The sequence below is a fragment of the Acetivibrio mesophilus genome (assembly GCF_004102745.1).
Lineage (GTDB): Bacteria > Bacillota > Clostridia > Acetivibrionales > Acetivibrionaceae > Hungateiclostridium > Hungateiclostridium mesophilum.
The window spans coordinates 21,098-47,755 of sequence record NZ_RLII01000004.1; the positions used below are offsets into that span (position 1 = coordinate 21,098).

Here is a 26,658-nt window from a genome sequence, read left to right on the forward strand (position 1 = left end):
CAAAACTAAAAAAAATCAGGGGGCTAAAGACCCCCTCAAACTTTAATACCTATTAGTAAAATATAGGGCCTGGAGGCACAATTCTTCTATCTCCGCCCGGAAATCCGGGTATTATTTTCAGTAAATACCTCTTTATCATTGTAAGATCTGTAGAATTTACAACTCCATTTCCGTCAACATCTGCTGCCGCCAACTCCAAATCTGTAAGTGTAATCATCTTCAATATATGTCTTTTTATCCTTGTCAAGTCCGTTGAGTTAATCTTACCATCCATATTGACATCTCCCACTAAAATCTCAACACCTGTAGGAGTAGGCTCAGGAGCTCCACCCTTTGGATAAACTCCCAACTCAAATATAGAGTTTCCATATTGAGTTGCCCTCTGCAGACAATAGATTCTTATATACCTTCCCTTTGCATCAATGGAAATATCATCAATATCTCCATCTCCATTGTACTCGGTATACACATCGGTCCATGTGCTTGCATCATTGGATACTTGGATTTTATATTGACTGGCATATGCAGTCTCCCATTCAATATATACCCTTTCAATTTCATACTCATCTTCCAAGTCAACATATATGTACTGGGGGTCGCTATACTCCGATGACCACCTGGTTGCTATATTTCCGTCGACTGCATTCTCCGGTATATTACCGTAACCCGATTCTGTCGAAGATACAAATACAGGCTTGTTATGGGCAATACTTCCTTTAGGGATGTTTGTTACCGGAGGCTCGGTTGTAGGTTCTGCAAGCATTGAAGCAGGACGAACTGCAATATTCTTTATGCTGTAAGGGTCTGTAATGCAAACCTCCAATCCCCATCCTCTTAATGTATCAAAAGTTCCATCGGTGGTCATATCCAAAAAAGTCTGAGGTTGGTTACCCGGCCCCCATGACCATGCCAGATATCCCACTTCATTCTTATAACATTGTTCCAATATAGTTTTATAAGGGATTTTGCCATTGTCGTGTTCTTCCCATTGGTGTCCAAACTCCCCTACAACAAGTGGCAAATCCATTTCAACAGATTCTTTTATTTCATCAATTACCTTCTCTTCACTGTATCCCCACATATAGGGCCACCACATATGTACCGAGAATAAAAGGTTTTTATCGGGGTCAGCATTTATCAGGTATGGACCAGTTGCCTGAAGAATATTAATATCCTTACCCCAGTCACCACCGTCAATCATAAGAGGAACATGAATTCCGGCAGCTCTCATTCTCTTTATCTCCGTTTCATATCCTATTTTGAAATCCGACTCCGAGACCTGTGCACCTACTTCATTACCGATATTGATAATGAGATATTCCTCATGCTTCTTTAACACTTCAACTACATCAGGTCTTGTCCAATAGTCAACAAGAGTCGGGAGTTTCTGCCACTCACCGGTAGCATCATGGAGCTCAATAATCGGTATCATATTGTTCAAGCGGCAGTTGTAAAGCAAAATATCCAGTTTTCTTGCAGGTCCTGTAATTGACCATACAAGCCTTACTGCATTAGCTCCTGTTTTTCTAATCTCAGGAAGTGCTACATCACCGTCAATGTCGCCCCAGATCGACATTTCATTTACTCCATACAGTACTACCTTTTCTCCGTTTTTGTCGTACAAAAATCTACCCTGGACTCTAAATCCCGGATAAATATCATCTGCCCCCCATGTCACCAGAGGCAGGCTGACAGTCATCACAATAATAACTGCCAAAAGGATGCATATCCTTTTTTTCATTACCATTCCTCCCTTTGAAAATTTAAATATTATTTCTATGAATTCCTCCTCCATTTACTTATCGGAGGACTTCTACCAGTGTAGTTATAAAACAAATGGTAATATTACTTGCTTGTATTAAGGCTGTTTATTTGGTATGATCAATTTTTATCCGCGAAGAGTTGCTATGTAATGGCTTCATTGAAAAAATCTACAAATATTGATTTATGAGATAATATCTCTAAAAAAATATATTTTCCAAATATATATTACCACATATTTCTTTCAAATAAAAGAGAAAATAATCTATTTTGTAACTTTATTTTTGCAATTTGTAATATAAAAAATATATCATCAACTTCTTATCTTCCATCTATATAATAGAAATTATATAAACTTAACTTTAGAAAAATTTATTAAAAATAGATTAAGCTTGTATTATTTTTGCTTTATTTATAGTATAATTCTGTTTAGTAGCCCATTTCCAAAAGCTGCTTACATTTCATATATAAAAATATATAACATTCTAAATTGCGAGGAGCTGATTATATGGTGAAAAAGCTGTTATTCACAGTGATATGTATTCTTACTCTATGTTTTCCGATGGCTGCTTGGGCCAATGCAAATATCTCAATTATTGTAAATGGAGAAAAAGTTAATTTTGTTGATCAAAAACCCTATATTGACAGCAACTCAAGAACAATGGTGCCCATCAGATTTATTTCCGAATCCCTTAATGCCGAAGTTGATTGGGTTGAAAAAGAGCGTAAGGTAGTAGTAAAAAAACAAGGGGTCGAGATCTCATTGGTTGTAGGCATGAAAACCGCTAAAGTGAATAATAAGGAAATAAAGCTTGATACCTCCTCAGTTATTGTCGGAGGCAGGACTTTTGTTCCCTTACGGTTTATCGGAGAAGCTTTTGGCGCTTCCGTAGGATGGGACGATAAAAGCAAAGTTGTTACAATTACAACCGAATCATCAAGCGGAAATGAAACTGGGAAAATGCCCGAGTCAAGCTATTACAATGAACTTTATAATCTGTTTACCTTTGTACCAAAAGGCATGAAAGGCTCTGCTATAGAGCAATTCGCACATTATACCTTTAAGGAAGACGGCACTGTTAATAATCTCAACTTTACAGAAGAAAATATGTTCAAAGGCCAGTCCCTCCTTGAGTTGTCAAAGGGTGGCGTTATTTTTTCACCATATAATCTGGAGACGGTCGATTCATTCTCTGTACAGATTTTCAAGAATGTGACAAGAACAAACAAACAGCTTATCGGCCAATACATATATTTCTCGGACTTAAAGCCGGAAGATCTTATGGTTATTGAAAAAAGCGGCTTTACCTTTGTAACCACAAAGGGGTTTAGGCCTTATCAAATCAAAGAAACAGGCTATAACCTAATGAATAAAAAGCTCTTTATATATAATGACAGAAATTTATACGTCTTTTCATTTATTTATGACCCTATGGAAATCAAGTATCTGAATGAAGATATTATGGACAGCATTATCAATTCCATCGAAATAAACGGTACCAAAATCAATCTAAAAAAGTCGTCCACTTCCGGTAAAAACGCCACAGTTGAAGATATTTTGCTGTCAAAAGCTACTTATACAAAGAAAATGACTTTAAAAGAAAATGAAGCTCGTCTCATAAAAAAGTACTTTCCGCAAGGATTCGACCTTTCAAACTTAGTCAGAATCGAAGGTGGAACCTTCATCGATGATAACGGCAAAAAAATAACCGTAAAGCCCTTCTATGTGAGCAAAAATCTAGTGACAATCAGGGAGTGGAATAGCCTCTCAAAGAATAAAATTGATATCAAACAATATAACTCCAAATACAATCTAAATATTAAATCCGAAGATTACCCGGCAGTATTTGAGACACAAGAAAAATATGGCACAGTCGAAATAAAGAACAGTTTGGATCTTTATATGTTCTGTAATGAGAAAAGTAAAAGTCAGGGGATCGAAGAGTATTATTCCTTCAAGAAAAACAACTACGGCACCTCCACCATCTTCGAACACAATGGAGGATTCCGATTGCTAAGTGAAGAAGAACTGAAATACATATTGAGAAAAACCAAATCCGAGGCCTATAAAAACAACGTAAAATCCAATAGCATTTCCGAAGTCGGTCAATCCTCAAAAAACGAGCTTGGGATTTTTGACTATGATTCTAATGTTGCAGAAGTAACAGATTTTGATTCCGTCCTAAAAATCAAAGACAGTTCTCAGATGATATGCGGTTTTAGATATGCAAGAGATATAGAAAATTCCGTACAAGAATTGATACTGGACTTTTTCAGTAATTGATAACTAAAAGTTCGGGACATCGAGTCCCTTCGCTTTGGCCTCTTTCATTTCATTCTAAGAGGCCAACTAAAAGCCCTGCAGCTACTTTTTACTGCAGGGCTTTACCCATTATAACCCAAGAAGTAGGTGCACATTTGTCACCTTGTTATAGTGGTAGTTGAACAATTATTTTTAACAAATGCCTTTTGAGCACTGTAATGTCACTGGAATTAATCTTTCCGTCACGATTTACATCTGCGGCTTTTTCTGCCTCAGTAGAAGGCAAGACCGAAACAGATTTAAGCACATATCTTTTTAGTAAAGTTAAATCGGTGGAGTTTACTTTTCCGTCGTCATTTACATCTCCGTACATTATCTCAGGTTCAGTAGAGTCATAGTTAACAAAGCCTGCAAGCGCATAAATCAATGCTCCATTCCAGTTTATGGCAACTTCGTTAGTTTCATAGCTGTCCTCAATATCTACCCAGTTCTTTGCTCCAGGCCATCCGCCTCCTACAAGGTAACCCGGCCATGGTTCCCTTATTCCATCTGCTCCGGAACGTCTGTCATGTGGGTTCATAGGCGGATTTATACCAAGTCCAGTCACATAGGACCTATTGTAATAGTTTCTTCCAAATACATGTCCAATCGCATCAAGAGCTGCATTTACATAGTCGCTGTTAGGAGAAACTTTATTCGCCATCTGCAATACCATGGTCTGTCTTACAACCGTACCGTTGCATCCCCAGTAGTATTTTGTACCCAGAGTCCTGCCATATCCATGGTTTTGGCTGGTCCTAACAATGGAATCTGCTGTCGAAATAAGACTATTCCTTATTGACTGCTCCAATGTAGGGTTCTTGCCCGTTCTTTTCGATAGTAGATAGGTGAACATACCCAAATTCCCAACATTATCCCAGTCAAAGTCATCTTCAATTTTTTTTGATACTTGAGTTGCCCTAGTTTCGAAATCCTTAAGATATTCCTCATCCCCCAAAGTCTGCCACATTTCTGCAGCTGCCCACAATCTGTCATCGGCATCACTGACAGTTGCATATTCCCCCGTTGTAAATCCGTTTTGGTTCGCAAGGACATTTGCAGGATTTGCTTTTAAGAACTCATAGCTAACTTTTGCCGCATTTATACATTTATCCGCATAGTCAGGGTCATAGGGTCTGAATATTCTTGCAGCCATGGCCATCATGGCAACAAAGTCTGCTGTTGCGGCACTGCTCCAAGGCACAAAAAATCTTTCGTCATGTTCATTTTCAGGCATAATAAAACCGCCAAAATTCCTTGTGGAAACTTTATGTGCCACTTTTCCGCTTCCATCAGGGTATTGCATGGTAAAAAGCCAATCTATCTCGTATTTTATTTCATCGAGATAATCCGGTATTGAATTTGATTTCTCCGGGATTTCCAGAGCTATAGGCTCCAACTGATCCTTGAAATGCTCCCAAGCCAAAAACATTGAGCCAACAGTAATACCGGCATTTACCACATATTTGTTGTAATCGCCCGCATCATGCCAGCCTTTTTTGCTGTCCTTGAGCGTATGTTGTCCGGTTATGTAGTCAAGATAGGCATCATTAGTATGGCATACCCCATGGGAATAGTGTATTCCATTATAGGTAGCCGATACGCTAGTACCGCAACGCAGCAAATACATTCCCAGCATTGCAGTCTTAAAGGCGTCTTCATATACGTCCAATGTAATTTTGAAGTTTACACTTTTCCCCACTCCCGGCACTGCCAGATAATAGGTCCCTTCTTCATTGACAGGTGAAAAATCAGCTATGTAAACAGTTTCATTAGTGTCATTATCAAACATTGAAGATGCTGTTCCAGTATACACTATTGTACCATCTTCCTTAACAACATAAAAGGTTGAACAGTTTGCAGCAATAGTCGCCTTCTTATTCTGATTCGGTATAAAGCCTATCGAGTTTAGGCGAACTCGTGAATCAAATTGATAATTCTCTGTCACTTTTTGGGCCAACACTTCGGACTCAATTAATCCCGGAGATAGTATTCCGGTCAAGCTCAACATCACCACCGCAATGGCCAATGACAAAATGCGTTTCCTCATGCTGTTTTTTAACGCAATTCTACTCATTTTTTTACCCACATCCCCTTTTCTATTAAATTACAAAATACCTGAGTCAATATAATTTAAACTGCAATACTACGAGCCCTCCCTTCTTCTACAAGTTTAATTATTTATTATCTTCAGGTATTATAAATCTGAGTATAAAATCCGGATATTTTAATACAGATAATTGCTGGTACTAAGATATTAATAATTTGCTGATACTTAGCTAAAATATTAGATAGGAATTTTAGTAAAGAACACAAAGTAAATCGTAATCAAAAAGAATACTATTGGTTTAATTTAATTATACCTGCAAATCTAAAATAGTTCAATAACCGACGCAATATATCTCTAAATAATATTACTACCTTGCTATTTCCCTTTCGATATTACTGCATCTTTTCCCATATCAAATAGCATTTTCACATCCATTTCCTCAACTTGGGATACCAATTCTGCCGCAATGCCTACCGGATTATTCAAATCAAGCATTGGAAAATCTGTATCAAAGAATTCAAAAAGCTCATATTCAAGTTCTTCAAAGTCCATATCACTCAGTACCTGATTTCGGTCAATACCAAAGAACTTTAGAAAGTCATCTCGACGTGCGTTATATATATCCATTAAGAGTTGTTTTAGTGTTTGGTGCAAATAGTTTTGAGCAATTGCGTCAAAATGTGATGTGTCATTATCCGGGTCCATATCAATATAACTGTCATTTTTGCATGTCATAAGTCCATAATCGCACAAAAAGTCACCCAGCTTGTTGTAATCAGCAAGATTATACTTGCCGCAATCCTTTATTTTTCCACTGGCCTCATCATATTCATACTTATTCTCATAAAGTATTGAAAAAGCAAAGCTCTCGGCTATGTCCCGTAAAAATAAATCCATGTTCTCTTTCACAGCTTTTTTGAACTCAAAATAAAACCATTCATAGGTCAAGACAGACTTCAGCCTATTCTTAATCATTTCCAAATCTTTCTCTTCCAATATATCCCTAAGGCCATCGTCATTTAAATACATTCTTATTATGAACTTAGGATTGTTTTCAATAAGCTTTAGTATCACATCTCTTAACTCATAGCTCTCAATAGTATAGTCAATTATTTTTTCTCTAATTTGCTTTGGAAATTGTCTTAGCAAGCCCTTCTTCATTGAATTCCAAGCCTCCTGTATTTCATAAATCTCAGATTCGATAAACTCCCCTTTATGAGGATAGTTCCATGTGAGAATCATCAACAACTTTATCTGCAAGTGCAAAAAGATCCTCTTCTTCTATGCTGCCCTCTTTTTTGGACAAATAAACAAGATACTCAATATTGCCTTCCGGTCCTTTAATAGGTGAAAAGTCAAGTCCTCGTACCTTTAGTCCTGATTTTAGGCAAAAATCAATAATATCTTTTATTACTTCCTCATGCACTTTTTTATCACGAACAACTCCATGCTTTCCAACCTTTTCACGTCCGGCTTCGAACTGAGGCTTAATAAGGCATAAAAGCTCTCCATCATCGTTTGTAAGGTTCATTGCAACGGGAATAACCTTTTTTAGCGATATAAAAGAAACATCTATCGATGAAAAATCCGCAAGAACACCAAGGTCTTCCGGCTTTACATACCTAATATTCGTTCTCTCCATACATACAACACGTTCATCATTCCTAAGCTCCCATGCAAGCTGTCCATAACCCACGTCTATTGCAAAAACCTTTTTTGCCCCGTTTTTTAGCATACAATCGGTAAAGCCGCCAGTCGATGCTCCTATATCAATTGCTGTCTTGTCTTTAAGAACAATTCCAAAGGTTTTTATCGCTTTTTCCAGTTTAAGTCCTCCCCGGCTCACATAAGGATGAATGTTCTCCTTTATCCTGATAACAGAATCCACATCCACCTTGACACCCGGCTTGTCTTCTTTTTTATCGTTTACAAATACTACTCCTGCCATTATGGAGCTCTTTGCCTTTTCTCTGCTTTCAAAAAGTCCTTTGCTAACTAAAAGGACATCCAGTCTTTCCTTTTTCAAAAAACTTTCCTCCGAATTTTCCAATCATCTTATTTATAACCTGATTTTTATATCCTGCTTTTGCTTATTTCTTTCAAAATATCATTAAAAATAGAATCCGGGTCAAGTCTATATATATGCGTAAGCTCTTTAGTTGAACCATGGGGAATAAAAGCATCCGGATATCCAAACATCCTTGTCTTAACGTTTATACCCTTCTGATTTATTGTTTCCAGAATCCTGCTTCCAAATCCGCCCTCAATGGTATTATCCTCTATTGTTACAAGTCTTTTTGTCTTCTGTATTGAGTTTATAATCGTATTTGAGTCAAGGGGCTTTATAAACCTGCAGTAAATTACATCCGCAGACAAACCCACCTTTTTAAGCTTTTCGGCGACTTCCAGAGCTACCCCCACCTTATTGCCCACGGCCGCGATAGTAACATCACCGCCTTCTCCTATAAGAAGGGATTGTCCCAACTTTACATCAGGTGTATCAAAAAGCTTTTCTGCTCCCGCACCTCTCGGATACCTTATCGCTATCGGACCGTCATGCTCCAACACAGCATACTCAAGGATCTTGGCCAATTCATTATAATCACAAGGTGCAACAACAGCCATATTGGGAATATGCCTCAAGAAAGATATATCATAAATACCTTGATGGGTCTCCCCATCCTCACCGACTATTCCAGCTCTGTCTATCGCAAAAACCACATGCAAATTTTGAAGAGCCACATCATGCACCACCTGATCATAAGCCCTCTGGAGAAAAGATGAATAGAGAGCTATAACCGGAATCATCCCATTCTTAGCAAGTCCGGCACCAAAGGTTACCGCATGCTGTTCGGCTATGCCCACATCAAAAAACCTTTCAGGAAATGTCTTTGAGAACTTGTCAAGGCCTGTCCCATGGGGCATTGCCGCTGTAAGGGCAACAACCCTTTCATCCTTCTGAGCAATTCTGACAATTTCCCTTCCAAACGCATCTGAATACCCCGGAACCTTGTGGGCGATGACCTCTCCCGTCTCAATCTCAAAGGGTGAGATACCATGAAAAACAGCAGGGTTTTCTTCAGCGTAGGTATAGCCCCTTCCCTTTTGGGTACACACATGCACCAATACAGGACCTTTGGTGTTTTTTGCCCTCGTAAGGACATTTTCCAGCTCCGCAATATTATGTCCGTCAATTGGCCCCAAATACTTAAATCCCAATTCCTCAAACAATATCCCCGGCATTATCATATATTTTATTGTACCTTTTACCCTGTCAAGAGCTTTGACAGCGCTTTTTCCTATTGCCGGTATTTTGTTTAAAATAATGTCGATATCTTCCTTAACTTTGAAGTAGAACGGCTCTGTTCGAATCTTGCTCAAATAGCAGGATAGCCCCCCTACATTCCTGGAGATTGACATTTCATTATCATTCAATACAACAATAAGATTATTCGGTGAACTTCCGGCATCATTTAATGCTTCAAAAGCCATTCCCCCGGTAAGAGCACCGTCCCCGATAACAGCAATAACCGAATGCTTCTCCTTCTTAAGATCCCTTGCTTTTGCAATACCTAAGGCTGCAGATATGGAAGTGCTGCTATGTCCCGTATTAAAGGCATCGTGTTCACTCTCCATTGACTTCGGAAAACCGGATAGACCCCCAAGCTTTCTTATAGTATCAAATTTATCCTTCCTGCCGGTAATAATCTTATGAACATAGGATTGATGTCCTACATCCCATATAATTTTATCCTCCGGAGTGTTAAATACCCTATGAAGCGCGAGCGTCAACTCTACAACTCCCAAGTTGGAAGCAAGATGTCCACCCGTTTTCGAGACCTTTTCAATAAGAAAAGACCTAATCTCATTTCCGAGCTCCTTTATCTGCTCTAAATTCAGTTTTTTTATATCATCAGATGAATTAATATTATCCAATATATATTCCAACCTGGAATCAACTCTCTTTCAATCTATTTCCTTTGTTATTTCCATTTTATTCTTTAGCCAATATATTTTTAGCCATGATATGCTTTCTTTTCTTATAATAGCATATTTTCATGATTTCTTCTTTTTTTTCTTGCCAAAACCGAGTCTATCCATTACAAACTTTGCAACAACACCGACTTTATAAACAATATAGTTACTATTCTCAATAGCAATAGTTTTTCCAATAGCTTTTCCGCCTATAGTAAGAGCTGCAACAAAGCCTGCAAAGCTTAATTCCACCAAAGTAACAGCAATTCCGCTGGCTGACCGTGCGACCTTAAAAACTATAAATGCACTTGCAGTACCGCTTATTACTCCACATATATCTCCCACTACATCATTGCAAACACTCGATACCTTGTTTGCATTTCTTATTAGCCTTATGGCCTGCTTTGCACCATAATATCTTCTTGAAGCCATAGCATGAAACGGAGATTCATCCGCTGATGTTACTGCAATTCCGATAATATCAAAAACAATTCCGATTAAAACGATAATAAGTACGATCAAAATTGAAAAAAAAATATTAACATCCTCAAGCAAACTTGATGATACAAATGAAAGACTTGAAGACAATAAAAAAGCGCATATTGTTATAAGTACAACCCATCGGGTATTTCCGTTTTTTGTGCCCAAAACATTGGAGCGAAACTTCATTTTTTTCTCATTTAAAGGATGTCTATAATTATCATCCACTTAAAGTCTTCCTCCTAAAGACGTAAAATAAGTAAAAGCAAAAAAATTCAAATCCATTAATATACTATAACACAGGGTGGATATATACTGAGTAAATTTTGCGGCTTAGGTCAGGCATGATTTCCACAGAAGGTACTGAATGTCGCCAAATCAGCGGTTTCCCTTTAAACCTTCAGCCGCTTCTTCATAGAAAGCGGGGCCTGATTACCACTTAGTCCACACTGCAATCCCCAGCATAACTCGTTATCGAACAGTCTAGGGGTTTTCCCCAACAGTCTATCCGATTCCTAGCCTCTTTTGCAAAATTGGTTTCAAACTGCTATAGTGTATATGTATTGGCCAATACTTCTACACCTGACCATTATCCACCAATCCCACTCAAGGCAGGCTACTCTGTTCACAACACCTTTGATCGGTATCGCATAACAGGTTTACTCCCGGCTCGTAGAAGGGTTTACACATAAACAAGGTTATTATGTTTACAGTGTACCTTACTTCCACAAGGTAGGGTCTCCACGGTAGAGGGGTCAACGCCCGCATGCCATTGCGGATCGCCCCTAAACCTTAACTCCCAGCACCAGCCCACTACTGGGCGTAACAAGCCAGCACCAGGAACTTCATCGATGTGCCCTTAAACGGATTTTTAGGCCCGTCTTCAGAACCGGCAGTACTGACTAGAATACTGCACCACCCTGTTTTATTAGCATTTTTATTAACTTTTTCTCGGTTGCATTTAAGCTCCCATGGTTTAAAATTATATCACATAAAAACAAACGTTTAAAGAATCACATTCAGTTAAAAACATTGCAATAACATTAATTAAGGCTTTTACTTTACTCATATCTAATTATACGTTAAATATTTTACTTATGCTCGCTTATGCGAAACAAAGCCCCATCAGTATACCAAGCAAAGCCCCCATAAAGACCTCAAATGGCGAATGCCCTATAAGCTCTTTTAGGTTTTCATCGAAATTCTTCCTATCTTCCTCTTTTTGGGAAAATATAAGCTTATTCAATACCTTTGCCTGCTTTCCGGCAGCTCTTCTAACTCCTGCAGCATCATACATAACAATTGCAGCCACCGCCACAGATATTCCAAATTCTACGGAACTTACTCCATTGATTTTGCCAACCACTGTTGAAAGAGAAACAATAAATGATGAATGTGAACTCGGCATGCCACCGGAACCGATAAATCTGGTAAAATCCAATTTCCTTTCAACAACAATAACATTAATTACCTTTAAAAATTGTGCTATAAACCATGCAAATACGGGCACAGTAATCGTCTTGTTAGACAAGATACTATATACTATTGTCACTGGCACACCCCCGCCAACTAATTAACTAATAATGGTATCAATTTTCTCTCACTAGCAGATAATCTGCAAGACTTTTAAGAAAAACTGCTTTTTCTCCGAATTTTTCAAGAGAAGCAATAGCTTTCTTGGTAACATCCGATAGTATTTCCTTTGATCTTTCCAATCCATATAGGCTGACATATGTAGATTTATTATTGTCAGCATCGCTGCCAACCTTCTTGCCAAGCTTCTCAGTATTACCTTCTACATCCAGTATGTCATCCTTAATCTGAAATGCGAGACCTAAGTTTTCAGCAAAGCTATCCAGTTTTTCTATATCGTCTGCCTCTGCTTTACACAGGATCGCCGCTGAAACCACCGGTGCTTTTATCAGTGCTCCGGTTTTGAATCTATGCATACGATTAAGAATGTCTGTATCCACCTGCTTTCCTTCCGACTCAAGGTCAATAACCTGCCCGGAAATCATGCCCTTTGATCCGGAAGCCGTTGCAATTACCCCTGCTGCCCTTGCCGCTTGCTCCTTATCGCCGCTTTTTATTATACTCTCCAGCATTGTCTCAAACGCCAGGTTTAAAAGCCCGTCACCGGCAAGTATTGCCAATGCCTCCCCATATACCTTATGGTTTGTAGGTCTCCCTCTCCTGAAATCATCGTTGTCCATGGCCGGAAGGTCATCATGTATCAGAGAATATGTATGAATCATCTCAACAGCACATGCAAAAGGAAGCACTTCTTCCACGTTTCCATCCAGCATATCGCAGACTGCAAGGGATAGAACCGGCCGAAGTCGCTTTCCTCCTGCCATGATGCTATATTTCATTGCGCTGTATAAAGGCTTCTCAGGAAGTTCTTTTTCCGTAATACACCTATCAAGATATTCATTTATTTTATCAACATATTTATCAAGCTGCTGTTTAAAGTCCACTCTTATCGTCACCCGCCCCTATAAAATTTTCTTCCTTTATCATCCCATTTTCATCCTCTATCAAGATAGACACTCTCTTTTCCATATCATCAAGCATTTTGCTAAGATCTTTTGAAAGAGTAATACCCTTTTGAAACATTTCAATAGATTCGTCTAAGGGTAACTCCCCTCTTTCGAGCTGTTTCACTATTGACTCAAGCTCTTTTAACGATTCTTCAAAACCTTTTTTCATTACCTTTACCTGCCTTTCTTTCAGGCGAAAATTTATTTATATGATGTCTTATTCATTACCGTACAGTAAAGCCTGCCATCTTCTATACTTACTTCAACTTCCGTGCCAACATCAACGTCGTTAACGGATTTTACAAGGGTACCGTCTTTTTCGGACTTTATAATCCCATACCCTCTTGATAATATAGTAAGCGGACTTAATGCGTCAAGCTTTCCTATCAAAAATCCAAGCTTCGCTTTTGCCCTTTCATGCGTAGTAAGCATGCTCTTTTTCAAATCCCTGTTCAAAACATCAAGCTTCATTCTTTCCTGATATATTCTATCATAGGGCTGTCTAAAAGCTGCAGAATCAGCCAACTTTACGAGTGTTTCCCTTTTATGCTTGACATTTCTCAATAATGAACTTACGAGCCTCAGATTAAGCTCCCTTATCCTATTAATAATAGCCAGTTTTTCAGGCATTACCAGCTCTGCAGCTGCCGAAGGAGTAGGTGCCCTCAAATCTGCAACGAAATCCGCAATTGTATAATCCGTCTCATGACCTACGGCCGATATTATCGGTATGGCAGAATTAAATATGCTTCTTGCCACTATTTCTTCATTAAACGGCCATAATTCTTCTAAAGACCCTCCGCCTCTAGCGAGAATAATGACCTCCACACCGCCAATTTCATTTAATTTATTTATCGCATGGCTTATTTCTAAAGAAGCAGATTCCCCCTGAACCCGGACGGGAAATATCTTTATACATGAATTATAGAACCGTCTGTCCAAAACATTCATAATATCTCTGATAACCGAGCCGGTAGCAGACGTGACCACTCCTATCGATCTTGGCATAAACGGAATCTTTTTCTTATATGCCGGGTCAAAGAGACCCTCACTTGAAAGCTTCGTCTTTAGCTGTTCAAAAGCAATATAAAGATTTCCTATTCCATCGTTTTGCATTTCCTCTGCATAAAGCTGATACTGCCCATCCCTTTCAAACACCGAAATATAGCCCTTTATTATTACCTTCATGCCATTTTCGGGCATAAATCTAAGATGTAAGTTATGCGTTCTAAACATTACACATTTAAGTAAACAGTTCTCATCCTTAAGCGTAAAATACATATGTCCCGAGGAATGATTCTTAAAATTTGATATTTCTCCCCTAACCCAGAGATTTGACAGGATCAGATCCCTTGACATGCTCTCTTTGATATACTTGTTAACCGCTGAAACTGTTAATATATTCTCGCAATTGTTGCCCGGAAGTTCCCCCATGGATTTCCACCTTAAACATTATTCTTAAAATACTATCCTTTATCTTATTACCCATTATCTTCATTTCCGTCTACAGGCAATAATTTTACTTTAGCAACCTTTCCTAAAATCCCGTTTACAAAGGAACCGCTTTCTTCCCCGCTATAATTTTTCGCCAGCTCCACAGCCTCATTTATGGACACGGTAAACGGTATATCTTTTCTATAGCATATCTCATATATACCAAGTCTTAAAATTGCTAAATCTACTTTAGAAATCCTCGACAGTCTCCATCCTTTTGAATACTTTTCAATGGTCCTGTCTATCTCCTCTCGATTATCAAAAACTCCGTCCACAATATCCAGAGTGTACTCCCTGTCTTTATCATTTAAATCGTGTTGTTCCAGGGTGTTACTTACCTGTTCTTCCTTTGAATCTTTCTGTATTTCAAGCTGATATAAAAGCTTCATGGCAATTTCCCTGGATGCTCTTCTTCCCATTAATTCTTTCCTCCTAAAAATTCCTGTGCAGTTTATTTCATAGTTATCTGTATGTACCCGGCGGCAAAATCCTGTCTAGAAGATTTTTTATATAATCCTTGTCCTGTGAAATCTTTTTCCCAATATAATAACCTATCCCAACACATATTGCAATAAATGCCGTCTGGAAGAAACCTATAATTAAAATACAAACGGCTAAAATAAAGCCCGTGAGTGCTCCATTTATCTCCCCATAATGGGATTTGTAAAACTCAATCACTTTCTCTTTATTTGTCATAAAAAAACCTCCATCACTCAACTCTGGACCTATAACCGATATATGTATTTTCCACCGATACCTTTACTTCACTTACTCCAATACCAGTAGTTTCTTCAACAGACTTTTTAACCTTCAGCTGAATATCCTCAAGAAGAGCGGGAATATTTATATCGGGCATCACTATTGTCTTTATACATATCACAACATTATCCCCGTGCTTTGTCACATAGGCCTTGTTATCCTTAACACCTCCAAGCTTTCTTGAAGCAGCAAGGGCTATGCTTTCAATTGTATTTAATGATATTCTTATCTCTCCAACATTATTATATTTGCTGATAGATTTTTTATCCTTGTCACTTTTTACTCCCGATAATAGAAACATGAGACTGAGGCCAAAAAAGATAAGCTCAATAATAAAGAGCAAAACCGTCAAACCCCGATCGGCCAAAATATTTGTCATAAGAAACGCCAAGGCACCGTCAAGCATTTCGGGCCTTAATGTAACAATCATGGTTATAAGCGAAATGACCGTCAGGCAAAATGCATAGAATGCCAGCAAACACCTGAAAATAATATTCATATACCACTAATCACCTCTCTTGTTTTGTCTTCTGTTACCTATTCATAATTCAAATTACATATTTTAATTCAAATTATACATTTTACTGGTATGCTAATCCAAACACAAAATCACATATACATTATATTTCATTTTACCAAAAAAATAAACCCTCACGGGTTATTAATTTAATTTTTTCCAATACTTATTTCCAATATACCTATCTTACCCTAACCTGTTCCTCGTCCGTATCCTTCTTATGTTCCTTTTCAATATTTACCCCTTGAATATGGATGTTCACCTCAATTACATCAAGACCAGTCATGGTCTCAATGGCCTTTTTGACCTTTTCCTGTATATTCCATGATACATCCGGTATTCTGCACCCGTATTCAACAATTATATATAAATCTATTGCAGCTTCCTTATCTCCAACTTCAACCTTTACTCCCTTAGATAGGTTCTTTCTCCCCAGCATCTCAGCAATTCCACCGGCAATTCCGCCGCTCATGCCAGCAACTCCCGGAACCTCCATTGCAGCAATGCCGGCAATAATAGCAACAACCTCTTCTGAAATTTTTAGTGTCCCTCTGTCACTCAAGCTACTCTGGCTCAAATCGTCCACTTTATACATACCTCCTTTGCTGCAATTTAACCGTTAGGTTTTGCCAACATCAAATATTATAACACCATGAAATTATATTATCAACTTTGGGAAACACAAATTTTTAGAACTTACTGGTTACATGAACATCAGCTATATCCACTCCAGCCTGCCGTGAAGCTATTTCTGCAATTTGTGCCACGTCTACCGATGAAATACTCGGAGCTTTTACCACCACATCTACGCTGCCATCATCCCCAAAGAATACTACCACATCACTAAACCCTTTATTTTTTATCAATGTTTCAATTCTCATTTCCCTATCGGAATTGTCCAGAATCTTCAACATTTGCTCATAAGCCTGAGATTTTTGATCTTCTGTGGCATTCGAATCATTAGTAATCTTTTCTAATTCCTCCTTGTCTCTTGCCCTTGTTACATCCTTATCCATCTTCGCCTGTGCAAAAAACTCATTTGCTTCCTTTGAAGCCTGAACCGCCTTGTTTTCCTGTTTATTCTTATCCTTGTTGTTTTCCTCTTTTCTATCTTCCTTCTTATCCTGCTTCTTTTCCTCCTTTTTTTCCTCTTCCAAAACCATTGTGTTATCAACATATAATGCTTCCCCCAAACGTGCGGTTTCATCATCAGATTGACTCACCGCTATGTCATCCGAGTCACTTACAGACACACCGCTTTTATTGTAGCTGTACTGTAAATATCCTGCTACAACAATCATAAGAACCAAAGACAATACAACAATTTGTTTTCTCTTTAAAACCATCATTAATAATCCCCCTTTATGGCATATGATTTATAGTAAACTGTTTTTTAGTAAATATATATTATATTTCCAAGGATTTTATATCTATATAAATCGCATTTGATAAATTTATTTTCCCCCTTCCACAACCTGTATCTTGTGAATAGGAATATCCAACAAAACTTTGACCGAGTTTATAAGATTCTCTCTCACTGTTGCATCCGATGCACCTTCCGCAACTATCAGTACACCTTTCACCTCCGGCATAAGCTCCTTTGCAATAATGGGCTTTTTTACACCTTTATCACTCTCCTCATACACAACACTGCTTTCATAACTGCTTTGAACAGCCTTTCGTGTACCTCCCGAACTGTCCTTCTCATCTGTACTGTTGTCATTTCTCCTCGTATTGGTATAAGGAACTATCTCTTTTCCCGACGCATAAGTGATCATTACAGTGACTTTACCCACGCCGTGAATTTTAGCCAGTATATTTTCTATATCTTTTTCCATCTCAGATTTCCCATCACTGACATCCACATTTAAAACTTCCTGAGTATCTCCCAAACCTTCACTATTTATGACGTTGCTCTCGTCTTTTTTCTTATTATTACCACCAAACAGAGTTCCTCCGGCGATTATTATAATCACACCAATTATAATAAGTATGACCAGATTTTCGCCCCATTTACTGTTTTTATCTTTATCCAACATGCTCTTAAGACGATCTATAGTTTCTTTTATTTTGCCCATTTTATCCTCCTTAATCCTCTTCAAGAGAAATCACAATATCCTCTTTTTGTACATTCAAAAGCCTGGCTACTTTATCTTCCAGCTCAAATCTTATTTTCTCATCAAGCTGTTTTTCGTGTTGCTGTTCAATATCCTCGGATTGACCAAGGTCAATTTCCACCTTCTTTACACTTAAAACACGTTTTATTCCTTCGTCCTCATCTTCCAAAGACAGATACAAATAAACCTTTTTCACTTCTCCAAACCTCTCGGATGTATAGTCTTCATTGATTATGATATCGGCCTTTGCATCTTTTATTCCTTCAATATTCTGTGTTATTGACTTGAGTTGCGCTATAATCTTTTCTCTATATACATTTGTTATCTGCCTTATTTGCTTTTCCTCCAAGACCTCACTGTTTATCATCACCTCCTTCTTATCTATGTAATTACTGCCCGCCATCTGAAATTCACCAAGGGCAATTCCACTTCCAACCAATTTTAGAAGTGGATTTATAAGACCGATTACCAGAATAAATCCGGTAACCAGATTTACAATCTTTTTTGTTTTGCCCGAAGGTATCAACATCTCTATCAACATAATGAATACTACAAGAGTCACGACATTTAGAACCCAGTTTTTTAAAAAGTCTATCATTTTTTCCTCCGTATATTAGAAAAATAATTCAAATTATCTTATCATTGTACTGATGTTGCTAGCCAATATTAGGGCTGTAACGGTTATTAGAAACATAAATGCCACAGAAGCTGCAATCCCTAAAATATAGGTCATGGAATTGGTAACATCACTTATACACTTTATAATTCGCCCTTCTGCCAAAGGCTCCAAAAGTACACAGGTCATTCTATATAAGAGGATGATTGCAAGCATTTTCACCAACGGTAGAAGGCATATTACTATAATTCCTATCATAATCGCCACTCCCACGGCATTCTTAATCAGAAGAGTACAGCCAATTACTGCGTCAGCAGCATCAGCCAAATATTTTCCTGCCACAGGAATAAATGCACTTATAGCAAATTTTGCAGTTTTGCTTGTTACTCCATCAACAACCGCTCCCAAAGAGCCTTGAATCGAGACAATTGCCACAAAGAGCGTAAGAATAAGCCCTAAAGTCCATTGCGTTACATGTTTTAAGAAACCAGCGAGTCTTGATATCTGAACCTTATCGGATATATTGTCCACTATGGATATAACGGTGGACAGTATGATAAGAGGTATTAGTAAATTCTTTATTATTGTGGCACTAACCTGTACTATCATTATGAGTACCGGCTGCAATACACCTCCCGATGAAATATTTCCAGATGATATAATCAGTGTTATCAAAACCGGTATCGATGAATACATAAAGTTTACCATTCGGTCTATTATTTCTGTTCCAGCCTTTACCACAGAGCTGAAGCTTATTAATAGGATGGATACCAGCACTATATAGCACACATAAAAAGCTAGCTCTCCCACACCCTTATTTAAAAAAGATGTCTGAAGATTATTAAGGACTGCGCACAGCGCTACCAAAACTATAAGTTTTATCAATATGTCCATGTTCAAATAAATCTCTTCAAAGAGATAGCCTAAAATCCTGTTCGCCGTATTCGGTACATCAAATTCAAACCGCCCCTTAGCCACATCCCGGATTATCTTCTCCGGATCGTAGCCCGGCATGATTTCATCAATATTTTCATCCTTATACTTTTGAAGCTCTTTCTCAATGGAACCAATTTCATCCATCTCAATCTGTTCATCAATAATTCTGTCCTCTATATTCTCGTCCTGAACGTTTACTTCACCTTCGTTATTGGCATATACCGGCAAAGGGTTAGAATATGCACATGTCAATACAATAAACAGGATGAATAGTAAAATGCATTTCGTATAATATCTTTTGTTTTTCATACACCTTTTCCCCATTCACATAATTCTAATAAGTGCAACTTTCCACAAAGAAAGCCAACAAATATAAATATCCTTAAGGAGCTTGTTTACTTTCTTTAAGGCATAACACTGATTATGAGATCTAAAAGCGAGGTTATTATGGGTACTGCCATAACAACAATAATTACTTTTCCTGCCAGCTCTACTTTGGATGCAATTGCCCCCTCTCCCGCATCCCTGCATACCTCAGCACCGAATTCAGCGATATAGGCAATACCCACAATTTTCAAAAGGGTATTGATATAAACCATATCAATGTTCACTCTTTCGGCATAGCTATTTAATAAGTCCACAACAGCTGTAATCTTCCCCAGTATAACCAGAAATATAATTATTCCCGTAACCAGACTGATTTGCAATGCCATCTCGGGCCTGTGGGATTTAAGGAGCAAAGCAATTATTGTAGCAACCAAGGCCAAGCCGATAATCTGAAATATTTCCATTTTTATCATCCGCCTCTAAGAAGTCTTAAAACTGAAATAGCGTTTTTACTGTATCAAACAGATTCGCTATTTCCTTAACTATCATCATTAAGACTACAACCAATCCTGCCAAAGTAGTCATCATGGCCTGTTCTTCTCTTCCGGATTTGTTTAGCAATGCATTCAAAACAGATACCAAAATTCCTATTGCCGCTATTCTAAAAATCAAATCTATATTCATATCTGTTTTTCTCCTCCGTATTTTACTTTTATAAGCGACCCTCTCCCAAATTGGAATCAAGTTTGCCTCTTATAGTACAAGTATATTCACAACCACTTCAAAATTAGAACAATATAATGATTATTGCCAAACCACCGAGTATCCCCAAATTTCTGTACATGGCTTCATTCTTTATTCTCAGCTCTTCTGCCTTTTGCTCCTGAAGCTTCAACTGATTAATCGTAAGCCTAATGTTTTTTATCTGTCCCTCAACATCGGAGCTTCCGAGCATTTTCCCAAAGGAAATAATTATTTCCTCATCTTCACTATTTAAGGATGTATTTTTTATATTTTCCTTCACAGCCTTGGTCCAGGCTTCACTGGCATTAAGCCCTGCCTCGTTCTCAAGAGCATCCACCGTTCCCTTGAAAAAAGCCGAAACACCACTATCGTCATACATGTATATTTTTAAGAAAGCATCCTTGAGAACATTAGACATAAAGCTTATTTCATTCTCAAATATCTGAAGAAACCCTTGCAGGGTTCTTAGTTCCCCGGGTCTTTTAGAGCATCGCCTCGAGTACATATATCCTAAGAGAGTACTCGATACAAGAACAATCAAACTCCCAATGATTTTAAGCAACATATTTATTCTCCTTTGTATAAAATACTCATATTGGTTCCGTCAATTATCTCTTCAACCGTCCCGGGGCCCTTTCTCGCACTCAAGACTATATATCTTTCAAACATATTTTCGTCCATTAGGCTCAAGACCTCCTTCCGGCTCTTTAATTCGGAAATATTGTATCCGTGCGCTGTGGATATTACCTTTACCCCTGCATTTAGTACCTGACTTAAAGCATCCTTATCCCCCTTGCTTCCTATTTCATCCGTTACTATCACATCGGGCGACATGGAGCGTAGCATCATTATCATTCCAATTTGCTTAGGACATGCATCGAGTACATCCGTCCTTGTTCCGACCCTGTTCTGAGGCACTCCCTTATAACATGCTGCAATTTCCGATCGTTCATCTATAACTCCTACCTTAAGTCCCTTAAAACCAATTTCGTCAATACCATCACTAATAACCCTCGTTATGTCTCTCAACAAGGTTGTTTTCCCACATTGGGGGGGAGATACAATTAAAGTGTTGTATACATGCTTTTCATTGCTGATGATATATTTCAGAACTTTTGAGGAGCATCCGTTTACTTCCCTGGCTATTCTTATATTTAGTCCGGAAACATCCTTAATGTTTTTTATGATATCTCCATTTAACACAACGCGTCCGGCAATACCTACTCTATGGCCTCCCCTTATAGTCAAAAACCCGTTCCTTATTTCATCCTGAAAAGCATAAATCGAGTTCTCGCTTATAAGCTCCAGGGTCTTTATTATCTGTTCCTGGCTTACATAAAACAGATTTATCCTGCTTGTTGTAAGTTTGCCGTCCAGATTAACAAAAAAACTTCCCATTTTGCTTTGGACCATCAAAGGCTTATTTGCCCTAAGCCTTATCTCTTCTGCGGTCATCAATTCTGTCACTGCAATCCTTTTTAAGACCTCTCTTATCTGCGGACATATCATTCTTAATATGTCCTTCTCAAAGCTCTGTACTTCCTCAACACTAAAAACCCAATTTTCTTTTGTAACCATAAAAGCCCCCCTGCTTTCACATAACTCCTACTAACGCTTGTAATATATGAAACATATCAATTCCTATTCAATTAATTCTGCCTCTTATTTATTAATATTAGGATTTGTCCAATTTTATGACAAAAAAGCTCGGGACATCAAGTCCTTTCCCTTATGCCTCTTTCATTTCACTCCAAGAGACCAAATAAAAAGAATGGACACGGAATAAAAATTTCCATGTCCATTCTTTTTATAAGTAAACTGAAATCTATTATTTGTCTTCTTCCTCATGAGCACAATCTTCACAATCGCAATCCCATTCGAAAGCTATTTCTTGATTGCAATGAGGGCAATCAAATGTATCGCAATCACAACTTATCATATCCTCAGTAAGATCAAATACTTCGTTGCAATGAGGGCACTCTATCTGAGCAATAACGTCATCGTCATCATCTTCTTCCTCATCAAATAAGATTCTCGCAAACTCTTCCAAATCCTCATCAATGCTATCAACCTGTTCTTCCAACTGCTCCTGAACTTCTTCGATATCTTCTACAGCCAATGCAATATCATCAAGTACTTCAATCATTGCCCTTAAAAGCTTTCCTTCATTAGCTGAATCATCGATTTTCATACCCTCTGCAAGTCCCTTTAAATATGAGACTCTTTCCTTTATGAAGCTCATAAAATACCTCCCGTATGTTATATTTAATTAACCTGTATACTTTAAAAGCAAAAATATACCGAGGTCTGCCTTCAATACAAATTAAGTTGGAAGTGACCTCTTGCATTGTCTTTACTTCCAACCCTAGTATATTATAACCACTATACTCTTTCCATATACTCTCCGGTTCTGGTGTCAATTCTTATAACGTCACCTACGTTAACAAACAGCGGAACCTTGATAGAAGCTCCCGTCTCAACAGTAGCAGGCTTTGTTGCACCAGTAGCCGTATCACCCTTAAAGCCAGGTTCTGTTTCGGTTACTTCAAGCTCAACAAAGTTTGGAGGCTCTATTCCAAAAACATTACCTTTATGAGAAAGAATTTTTACAACCACATTCTCTTTTACAAACTTAAGTGCATCACCGATCTTATCCTGTCCTAACGGTGTTTGCTCAAAGGTTTCAACATCCATGAAATAATACAGGTCTCCATCGTTATATAAATATTGCATGTCCTTTCTTTCAATATGCGCTTTTGGCATCTTGTCAGTTGGGTTAAAAGTTCTTTCAACAGTAGCACCTGTCACTATGTTTTTTAATTTAGTCCTAACAAAAGCAGCTCCCTTACCTGGTTTAACGTGCTGGAACTCAACAACTTGAAATATCTGTCCATCGAGCTCAAAAGTTGCTCCATTTCTAAAATCGCCAGCTGAAATCATTTAAAATCCCTCCAAAAATATTTCTTTATATAACATAAGTCACAGGCCCTATGAATACTTATATCAGTATAATTGAGCTTTATTCCAACTTATGCATATTTTTACTATTCTCATAATAAATCTATTATTACAAACCTATAGTTAATATTAAATTAAAATCGCAACTATTTCAAGATAAAATTTTCTTTTATAGTAAAAATATAAGCTTTATGTTCTTACAATACTATCATTTCCTTTTTTGATGATGTTAACACATCCGGGTTATTTCCATTAATCACTATCATATCCTCAATTCTAACACCACCAAGACCTTCGACATAAATACCGGGCTCAACTGTAACAACCATTCCGTCATCCATTATTATGTTACCCGAAGGTGATAATCTTGGTTCTTCATGGATTTCGATCCCAACTCCATGGCCCAATCCATGACCAAAATTATATCCAAAACCATTCTTACTAATTATTTCTCTTGCTATAGAATCAATTTTTTTGCCTTCAAGTCCCCTGACGGCACCTTCTAAGGCCGCTTTTTGGGCAGTTAGAACAGTATAATATATTTTTGAAAGCTCTTCCTTAGGTCTTCCGACAAAAACCGTTCTTGTCATATCCGAGCAATAGCCTTCAAATACCGCTCCAAAATCCATCGTTACAGCATCTCCCAGCCGAATCACCTTTTCCGTGGCAACTCCATGGGGAAGTGCCGAGCGCTTTCCTGATGCAACTATAGTATCAAAAGATGTGCCCTTTGCCCCTGCCTTTTTCATAAAATACTCCAGCTCCGCAGCTATTTCAATCTCTTTTAGCCCGGGTTTTATAAAACTTAGCACATGTTCGAAAGCATCATCTGCAATTTTTACAGCTCTTTTAATAATGTCCAGCTCCTTTGGATCCTTCTTCATCCTCAGCAGATCCACTATGCCTTCAAGGGGCTTAAACTCTTTTACTGAAAGCTTTTCCTCAAACTCTTTGAACTTTTTATATGTTATATAGTCTTCCTCAAATCCAAGTATTTCTATGCCTTTTGACTTTACTATCTTATTTAGCAAAGAATAAATACTATCACTGTACTCCATTATTTCAAAAAGAGGAGCCTGACTTTTGGCCTGTTCCCTGTATCTAAAATCCGTCACCAGTACAGCATCTTTTTGGGTAATCACAAGGTACGCAAAAGTCCCCGTAAATCCCGAAAGATAAAAATAATTTGCATTTTTTGTAATTATCGCAGCATCAATTTCCTTTTCTTTCAGCTTTAATCTAAATCTGTGAAGTCTGTTTTCTATCTGATTTTGCATAAAATCACCTTTCCTAATACAGTTCGCACGCTTTAAAAAAAACATACTATATCATTACAGCAGCATTAAGTGCAAGTATGTAGCCCAAACTTCCAAATCCACAGATCTGCCCGACACACACAGGAGCAATTACCGACTTACTTCTAAACTCTTCCCTTGCATGTATGTTTGACAGATGGAGCTCAATTGCAGGAATTTCAACAGCTTTTATGGCATCTCTTATAGCAATGCTGTAGTGAGTATACGCTCCGGGATTAATTATTATAGTATCAATCCTTCCCTTTGCCTCATGTATCTTGTCAATTATCTCACCCTCGTGATTAGTCTGAATAAAGCTTAAATCCACATTTAATTTTATTGCTTCGGTATTCATTTTTATAGCGATGTCCTCTAATGTTTCCTCACCGTAAATATCCTTTTCCCTAGTCCCCAAAAGATTTAAGTTAGGGCCGTTAATCACAAGTACTTTTTTCATTTTGCATCCCCTTTGCAATTTGATTATATATTTTCTTAAGCTTTAAGGCATCTTCAGCCATATTGGCCCTTGACTCGCAAATAATAACCGGCTTCATTCCCTTTTTCAGAATCACTTCGGCCAGGTATTCAAATTCGGGACCAAACTGTGTATCGTCAATATTCCAATGCTTCTTCTCACCACCTTTAGTAAATTCAACCCTGCTGAAGTGGCAGTGAAGCTCCCTTACTCTTTCCACTCCCAAAGAGTTTTCAAGAGTATTTATCACCCTTTCAAAATCCTCGGCAGAGTTAAGACTTCCCTGTCCTCTTGCATGAATATGGGCAAAGTCAATTGTCGGAGAAAGCCTTTCATTTGCTTTGCATATTCCAATTATTTCCTCCAAAGAGCCAATCTGGTTGTTCTTTCCTAAAACCTCCGGACAAATCATTATACTTCCAAGCCCAAGATTATCTGCCTCTCTTAATACCTCATCAAACAATCTGGCGGATGTTTCAAGCGCCCATTTTTTATCAACCTTGCTATACGAGCCCGTGTGGACCACTATCCTCCTAGCGCCCATCCATTTTGCAACCGTCATACACTCAATTATATATCTTTTGGAGTTAATCCTCTTTTCCTCTTCGGGGCTTGCCATATTTATATAATAAGGAGCATGGATGCTCAAAAATATATTGCTTTTTTGTGCCTCTTCCCCGATTTTTTGAGCCATATCCTTACTAATATTTACACCTCTGTTGCACTGATACTCGTATGCATCAAGACCCTTTTCACAAAGCCATGCCGGCATTTCAACAGAGGATTTGTGCCCTTCTTTATAGAAGCTCTCAGAATTGCCGGAAGGTCCAAATCTTATCAATAATAATCACCCATAAAAAATATTATGCTCCAATCTATAGATCAAAGCATAATATTATTATAACTAATGATTTACTGTTTTAAAACCAATATTCATTTTTTCCTCAATTATTTTATAGTATATTTCATAATATGAGTATAAATTTGGCTAACTCAATCGTGCCTTGGATTTCTCTTTACCATCACCGCCGCCTTAGTTACGGCAGAAATCACATCTACTTCAAACTGCTGTTTTAGAGAATTCACTTTTGAATATAGCTCCCCTTTATCACTCACAATGTATTTTGGAGGCAAATCATTGAGTGCAATAGCGGCTATATCCATTTTACACTTTTCGCAGCTGCATACATTAATGTCAGCAAGCACTTCCTTCATCAGCGAAAAAACTATCTCTTCCATATAATTCTTTATTTGAGTCATTTTGATTTCCTCCCTCAATTTGTTGTTTTGGCACTATATAATGCTTTTCAAT

29 protein-coding genes are annotated in these 26,658 nt (G+C 37.9%); 1 reads left to right on the top strand and 28 read right to left on the bottom strand.

Features of this window, described 5'->3' with window-relative positions; genetic code table 11:
- Nucleotides 1-52 precede the first annotated feature (52 nt).
- On the bottom strand, nt 53-1,741 hold the full coding sequence (locus tag EFD62_RS04900) for a discoidin domain-containing protein (protein ID WP_069193649.1): 1,689 nt from the start codon (nt 1,739-1,741) through the stop codon (nt 53-55).
- 528 nt (nt 1,742-2,269) lie between these two features.
- Between EFD62_RS04900 and EFD62_RS04905 the strand changes: the two genes are divergently transcribed.
- Complete coding sequence (locus EFD62_RS04905) at nt 2,270-4,045, top strand: copper amine oxidase N-terminal domain-containing protein (RefSeq protein ID WP_128705816.1); 1,776 nt, start codon at nt 2,270-2,272, stop codon at nt 4,043-4,045.
- 145 nt (nt 4,046-4,190) lie between these two features.
- Here the strand turns inward: EFD62_RS04905 and EFD62_RS04910 are convergent, their stop codons facing one another.
- The 27 genes from EFD62_RS04910 to EFD62_RS05040 form a co-directional block, all read right to left on the bottom strand.
- Nucleotides 4,191-6,140 (bottom strand): glycoside hydrolase family 9 protein, encoded by a 1,950-nt coding sequence (locus tag EFD62_RS04910; RefSeq protein WP_069193647.1) that lies wholly within the window; start codon nt 6,138-6,140, stop codon nt 4,191-4,193.
- Between the two features lie 348 nt (nt 6,141-6,488).
- The gene (locus EFD62_RS04915) at nt 6,489-7,274 is read right to left on the bottom strand and encodes a hypothetical protein (protein ID WP_069193646.1); all 786 of its coding nucleotides are present in this window, start codon (nt 7,272-7,274) and stop codon (nt 6,489-6,491) included.
- A 52-nt stretch (nt 7,275-7,326) separates the two neighbouring features.
- Nucleotides 7,327-8,139: a TlyA family RNA methyltransferase gene (locus EFD62_RS04920; protein ID WP_069193645.1), complete on the bottom strand. Its 813-nt coding sequence runs from the start codon at nt 8,137-8,139 to the stop codon at nt 7,327-7,329.
- 47 nt (nt 8,140-8,186) lie between these two features.
- Complete coding sequence (gene dxs, locus EFD62_RS04925; RefSeq protein ID WP_128705850.1) at nt 8,187-10,049, bottom strand: 1-deoxy-D-xylulose-5-phosphate synthase; 1,863 nt, start codon at nt 10,047-10,049, stop codon at nt 8,187-8,189.
- Between the two features lie 120 nt (nt 10,050-10,169).
- The gene (locus EFD62_RS04930; RefSeq protein ID WP_069193644.1) at nt 10,170-10,796 is read right to left on the bottom strand and encodes an Mg2+ and Co2+ transporter CorB; all 627 of its coding nucleotides are present in this window, start codon (nt 10,794-10,796) and stop codon (nt 10,170-10,172) included.
- An 877-nt stretch (nt 10,797-11,673) separates the two neighbouring features.
- Nucleotides 11,674-12,120: a divergent PAP2 family protein gene (locus EFD62_RS04935; protein ID WP_069193643.1), complete on the bottom strand. Its 447-nt coding sequence runs from the start codon at nt 12,118-12,120 to the stop codon at nt 11,674-11,676.
- A 37-nt stretch (nt 12,121-12,157) separates the two neighbouring features.
- Complete coding sequence (locus EFD62_RS04940) at nt 12,158-13,045, bottom strand: polyprenyl synthetase family protein (protein WP_069193642.1); 888 nt, start codon at nt 13,043-13,045, stop codon at nt 12,158-12,160.
- Nucleotides 13,035-13,277 (bottom strand): exodeoxyribonuclease VII small subunit, encoded by a 243-nt coding sequence (gene xseB, locus EFD62_RS04945; protein ID WP_069193641.1) that lies wholly within the window; start codon nt 13,275-13,277, stop codon nt 13,035-13,037. The genes EFD62_RS04940 and xseB overlap by 11 nt, the downstream gene beginning before the upstream one ends.
- A 32-nt stretch (nt 13,278-13,309) precedes the next feature.
- On the bottom strand, nt 13,310-14,542 hold the full coding sequence (xseA, locus tag EFD62_RS04950; RefSeq protein WP_069193640.1) for an exodeoxyribonuclease VII large subunit: 1,233 nt from the start codon (nt 14,540-14,542) through the stop codon (nt 13,310-13,312).
- 47 nt (nt 14,543-14,589) lie between these two features.
- Entirely contained in the window at nt 14,590-15,021 is a 432-nt protein-coding gene (gene nusB / locus EFD62_RS04955) for a transcription antitermination factor NusB (RefSeq protein WP_069193639.1), read from the bottom strand.
- 43 nt (nt 15,022-15,064) lie between these two features.
- On the bottom strand, nt 15,065-15,298 hold the full coding sequence (locus EFD62_RS04960; RefSeq protein ID WP_069193638.1) for a DUF2273 domain-containing protein: 234 nt from the start codon (nt 15,296-15,298) through the stop codon (nt 15,065-15,067).
- A gap of 13 nt (nt 15,299-15,311) precedes the next feature.
- Nucleotides 15,312-15,860 (bottom strand): alkaline shock response membrane anchor protein AmaP, encoded by a 549-nt coding sequence (gene amaP / locus EFD62_RS04965; RefSeq protein ID WP_069193637.1) that lies wholly within the window; start codon nt 15,858-15,860, stop codon nt 15,312-15,314.
- 199 nt (nt 15,861-16,059) lie between these two features.
- Entirely contained in the window at nt 16,060-16,473 is a 414-nt protein-coding gene (locus tag EFD62_RS04970; protein WP_069193636.1) for an Asp23/Gls24 family envelope stress response protein, read from the bottom strand.
- Between the two features lie 94 nt (nt 16,474-16,567).
- Nucleotides 16,568-17,227, bottom strand: a complete 660-nt coding sequence (locus EFD62_RS04975) for a SpoIIIAH-like family protein (RefSeq protein WP_069193635.1) — start codon at nt 17,225-17,227, stop codon at nt 16,568-16,570.
- Nucleotides 17,228-17,332: 105 nt separating this feature from the next.
- Nucleotides 17,333-17,956: a stage III sporulation protein AG gene (locus EFD62_RS04980; RefSeq protein WP_069193634.1), complete on the bottom strand. Its 624-nt coding sequence runs from the start codon at nt 17,954-17,956 to the stop codon at nt 17,333-17,335.
- Nucleotides 17,957-17,966: 10 nt separating this feature from the next.
- On the bottom strand, nt 17,967-18,593 hold the full coding sequence (gene spoIIIAF, locus EFD62_RS04985) for a stage III sporulation protein AF (RefSeq protein WP_069193633.1): 627 nt from the start codon (nt 18,591-18,593) through the stop codon (nt 17,967-17,969).
- A 33-nt stretch (nt 18,594-18,626) separates the two neighbouring features.
- A complete protein-coding gene (gene spoIIIAE / locus EFD62_RS04990) occupies nt 18,627-19,856 on the bottom strand; it encodes a stage III sporulation protein AE (protein WP_128705817.1) in 1,230 nt (409 codons plus the stop codon).
- A gap of 95 nt (nt 19,857-19,951) precedes the next feature.
- On the bottom strand, nt 19,952-20,338 hold the full coding sequence (gene spoIIIAD / locus EFD62_RS04995; RefSeq protein WP_069193631.1) for a stage III sporulation protein AD: 387 nt from the start codon (nt 20,336-20,338) through the stop codon (nt 19,952-19,954).
- Nucleotides 20,339-20,363: 25 nt separating this feature from the next.
- Nucleotides 20,364-20,558 (bottom strand): stage III sporulation protein AC, encoded by a 195-nt coding sequence (spoIIIAC, locus tag EFD62_RS05000; RefSeq protein WP_069193630.1) that lies wholly within the window; start codon nt 20,556-20,558, stop codon nt 20,364-20,366.
- A gap of 103 nt (nt 20,559-20,661) precedes the next feature.
- Nucleotides 20,662-21,183 (bottom strand): stage III sporulation protein SpoIIIAB, encoded by a 522-nt coding sequence (gene spoIIIAB / locus EFD62_RS05005; protein ID WP_069193629.1) that lies wholly within the window; start codon nt 21,181-21,183, stop codon nt 20,662-20,664.
- A gap of 2 nt (nt 21,184-21,185) precedes the next feature.
- Nucleotides 21,186-22,196: a stage III sporulation protein AA gene (gene spoIIIAA / locus EFD62_RS05010; RefSeq protein WP_069193628.1), complete on the bottom strand. Its 1,011-nt coding sequence runs from the start codon at nt 22,194-22,196 to the stop codon at nt 21,186-21,188.
- Between the two features lie 250 nt (nt 22,197-22,446).
- Nucleotides 22,447-22,860 (bottom strand): CD1247 N-terminal domain-containing protein, encoded by a 414-nt coding sequence (locus tag EFD62_RS05015; protein WP_069193627.1) that lies wholly within the window; start codon nt 22,858-22,860, stop codon nt 22,447-22,449.
- Nucleotides 22,861-23,000: 140 nt separating this feature from the next.
- Complete coding sequence (gene efp / locus EFD62_RS05020) at nt 23,001-23,558, bottom strand: elongation factor P (RefSeq protein ID WP_069193626.1); 558 nt, start codon at nt 23,556-23,558, stop codon at nt 23,001-23,003.
- Between the two features lie 215 nt (nt 23,559-23,773).
- Nucleotides 23,774-24,853, bottom strand: coding sequence for a M24 family metallopeptidase (locus EFD62_RS05025; RefSeq protein WP_069193625.1), 1,080 nt, complete (start codon nt 24,851-24,853; stop codon nt 23,774-23,776).
- Nucleotides 24,854-24,899: 46 nt separating this feature from the next.
- Entirely contained in the window at nt 24,900-25,328 is a 429-nt protein-coding gene (gene aroQ, locus EFD62_RS05030; protein WP_069193624.1) for a type II 3-dehydroquinate dehydratase, read from the bottom strand.
- Complete coding sequence (locus EFD62_RS05035; protein WP_069193623.1) at nt 25,306-26,187, bottom strand: TIM barrel protein; 882 nt, start codon at nt 26,185-26,187, stop codon at nt 25,306-25,308. Before EFD62_RS05035 ends, aroQ begins: the two co-directional genes overlap by 23 nt.
- 152 nt (nt 26,188-26,339) lie before the next feature.
- Entirely contained in the window at nt 26,340-26,606 is a 267-nt protein-coding gene (locus EFD62_RS05040) for a late competence development ComFB family protein (RefSeq protein WP_069193622.1), read from the bottom strand.
- Nucleotides 26,607-26,658 lie beyond the last annotated feature (52 nt).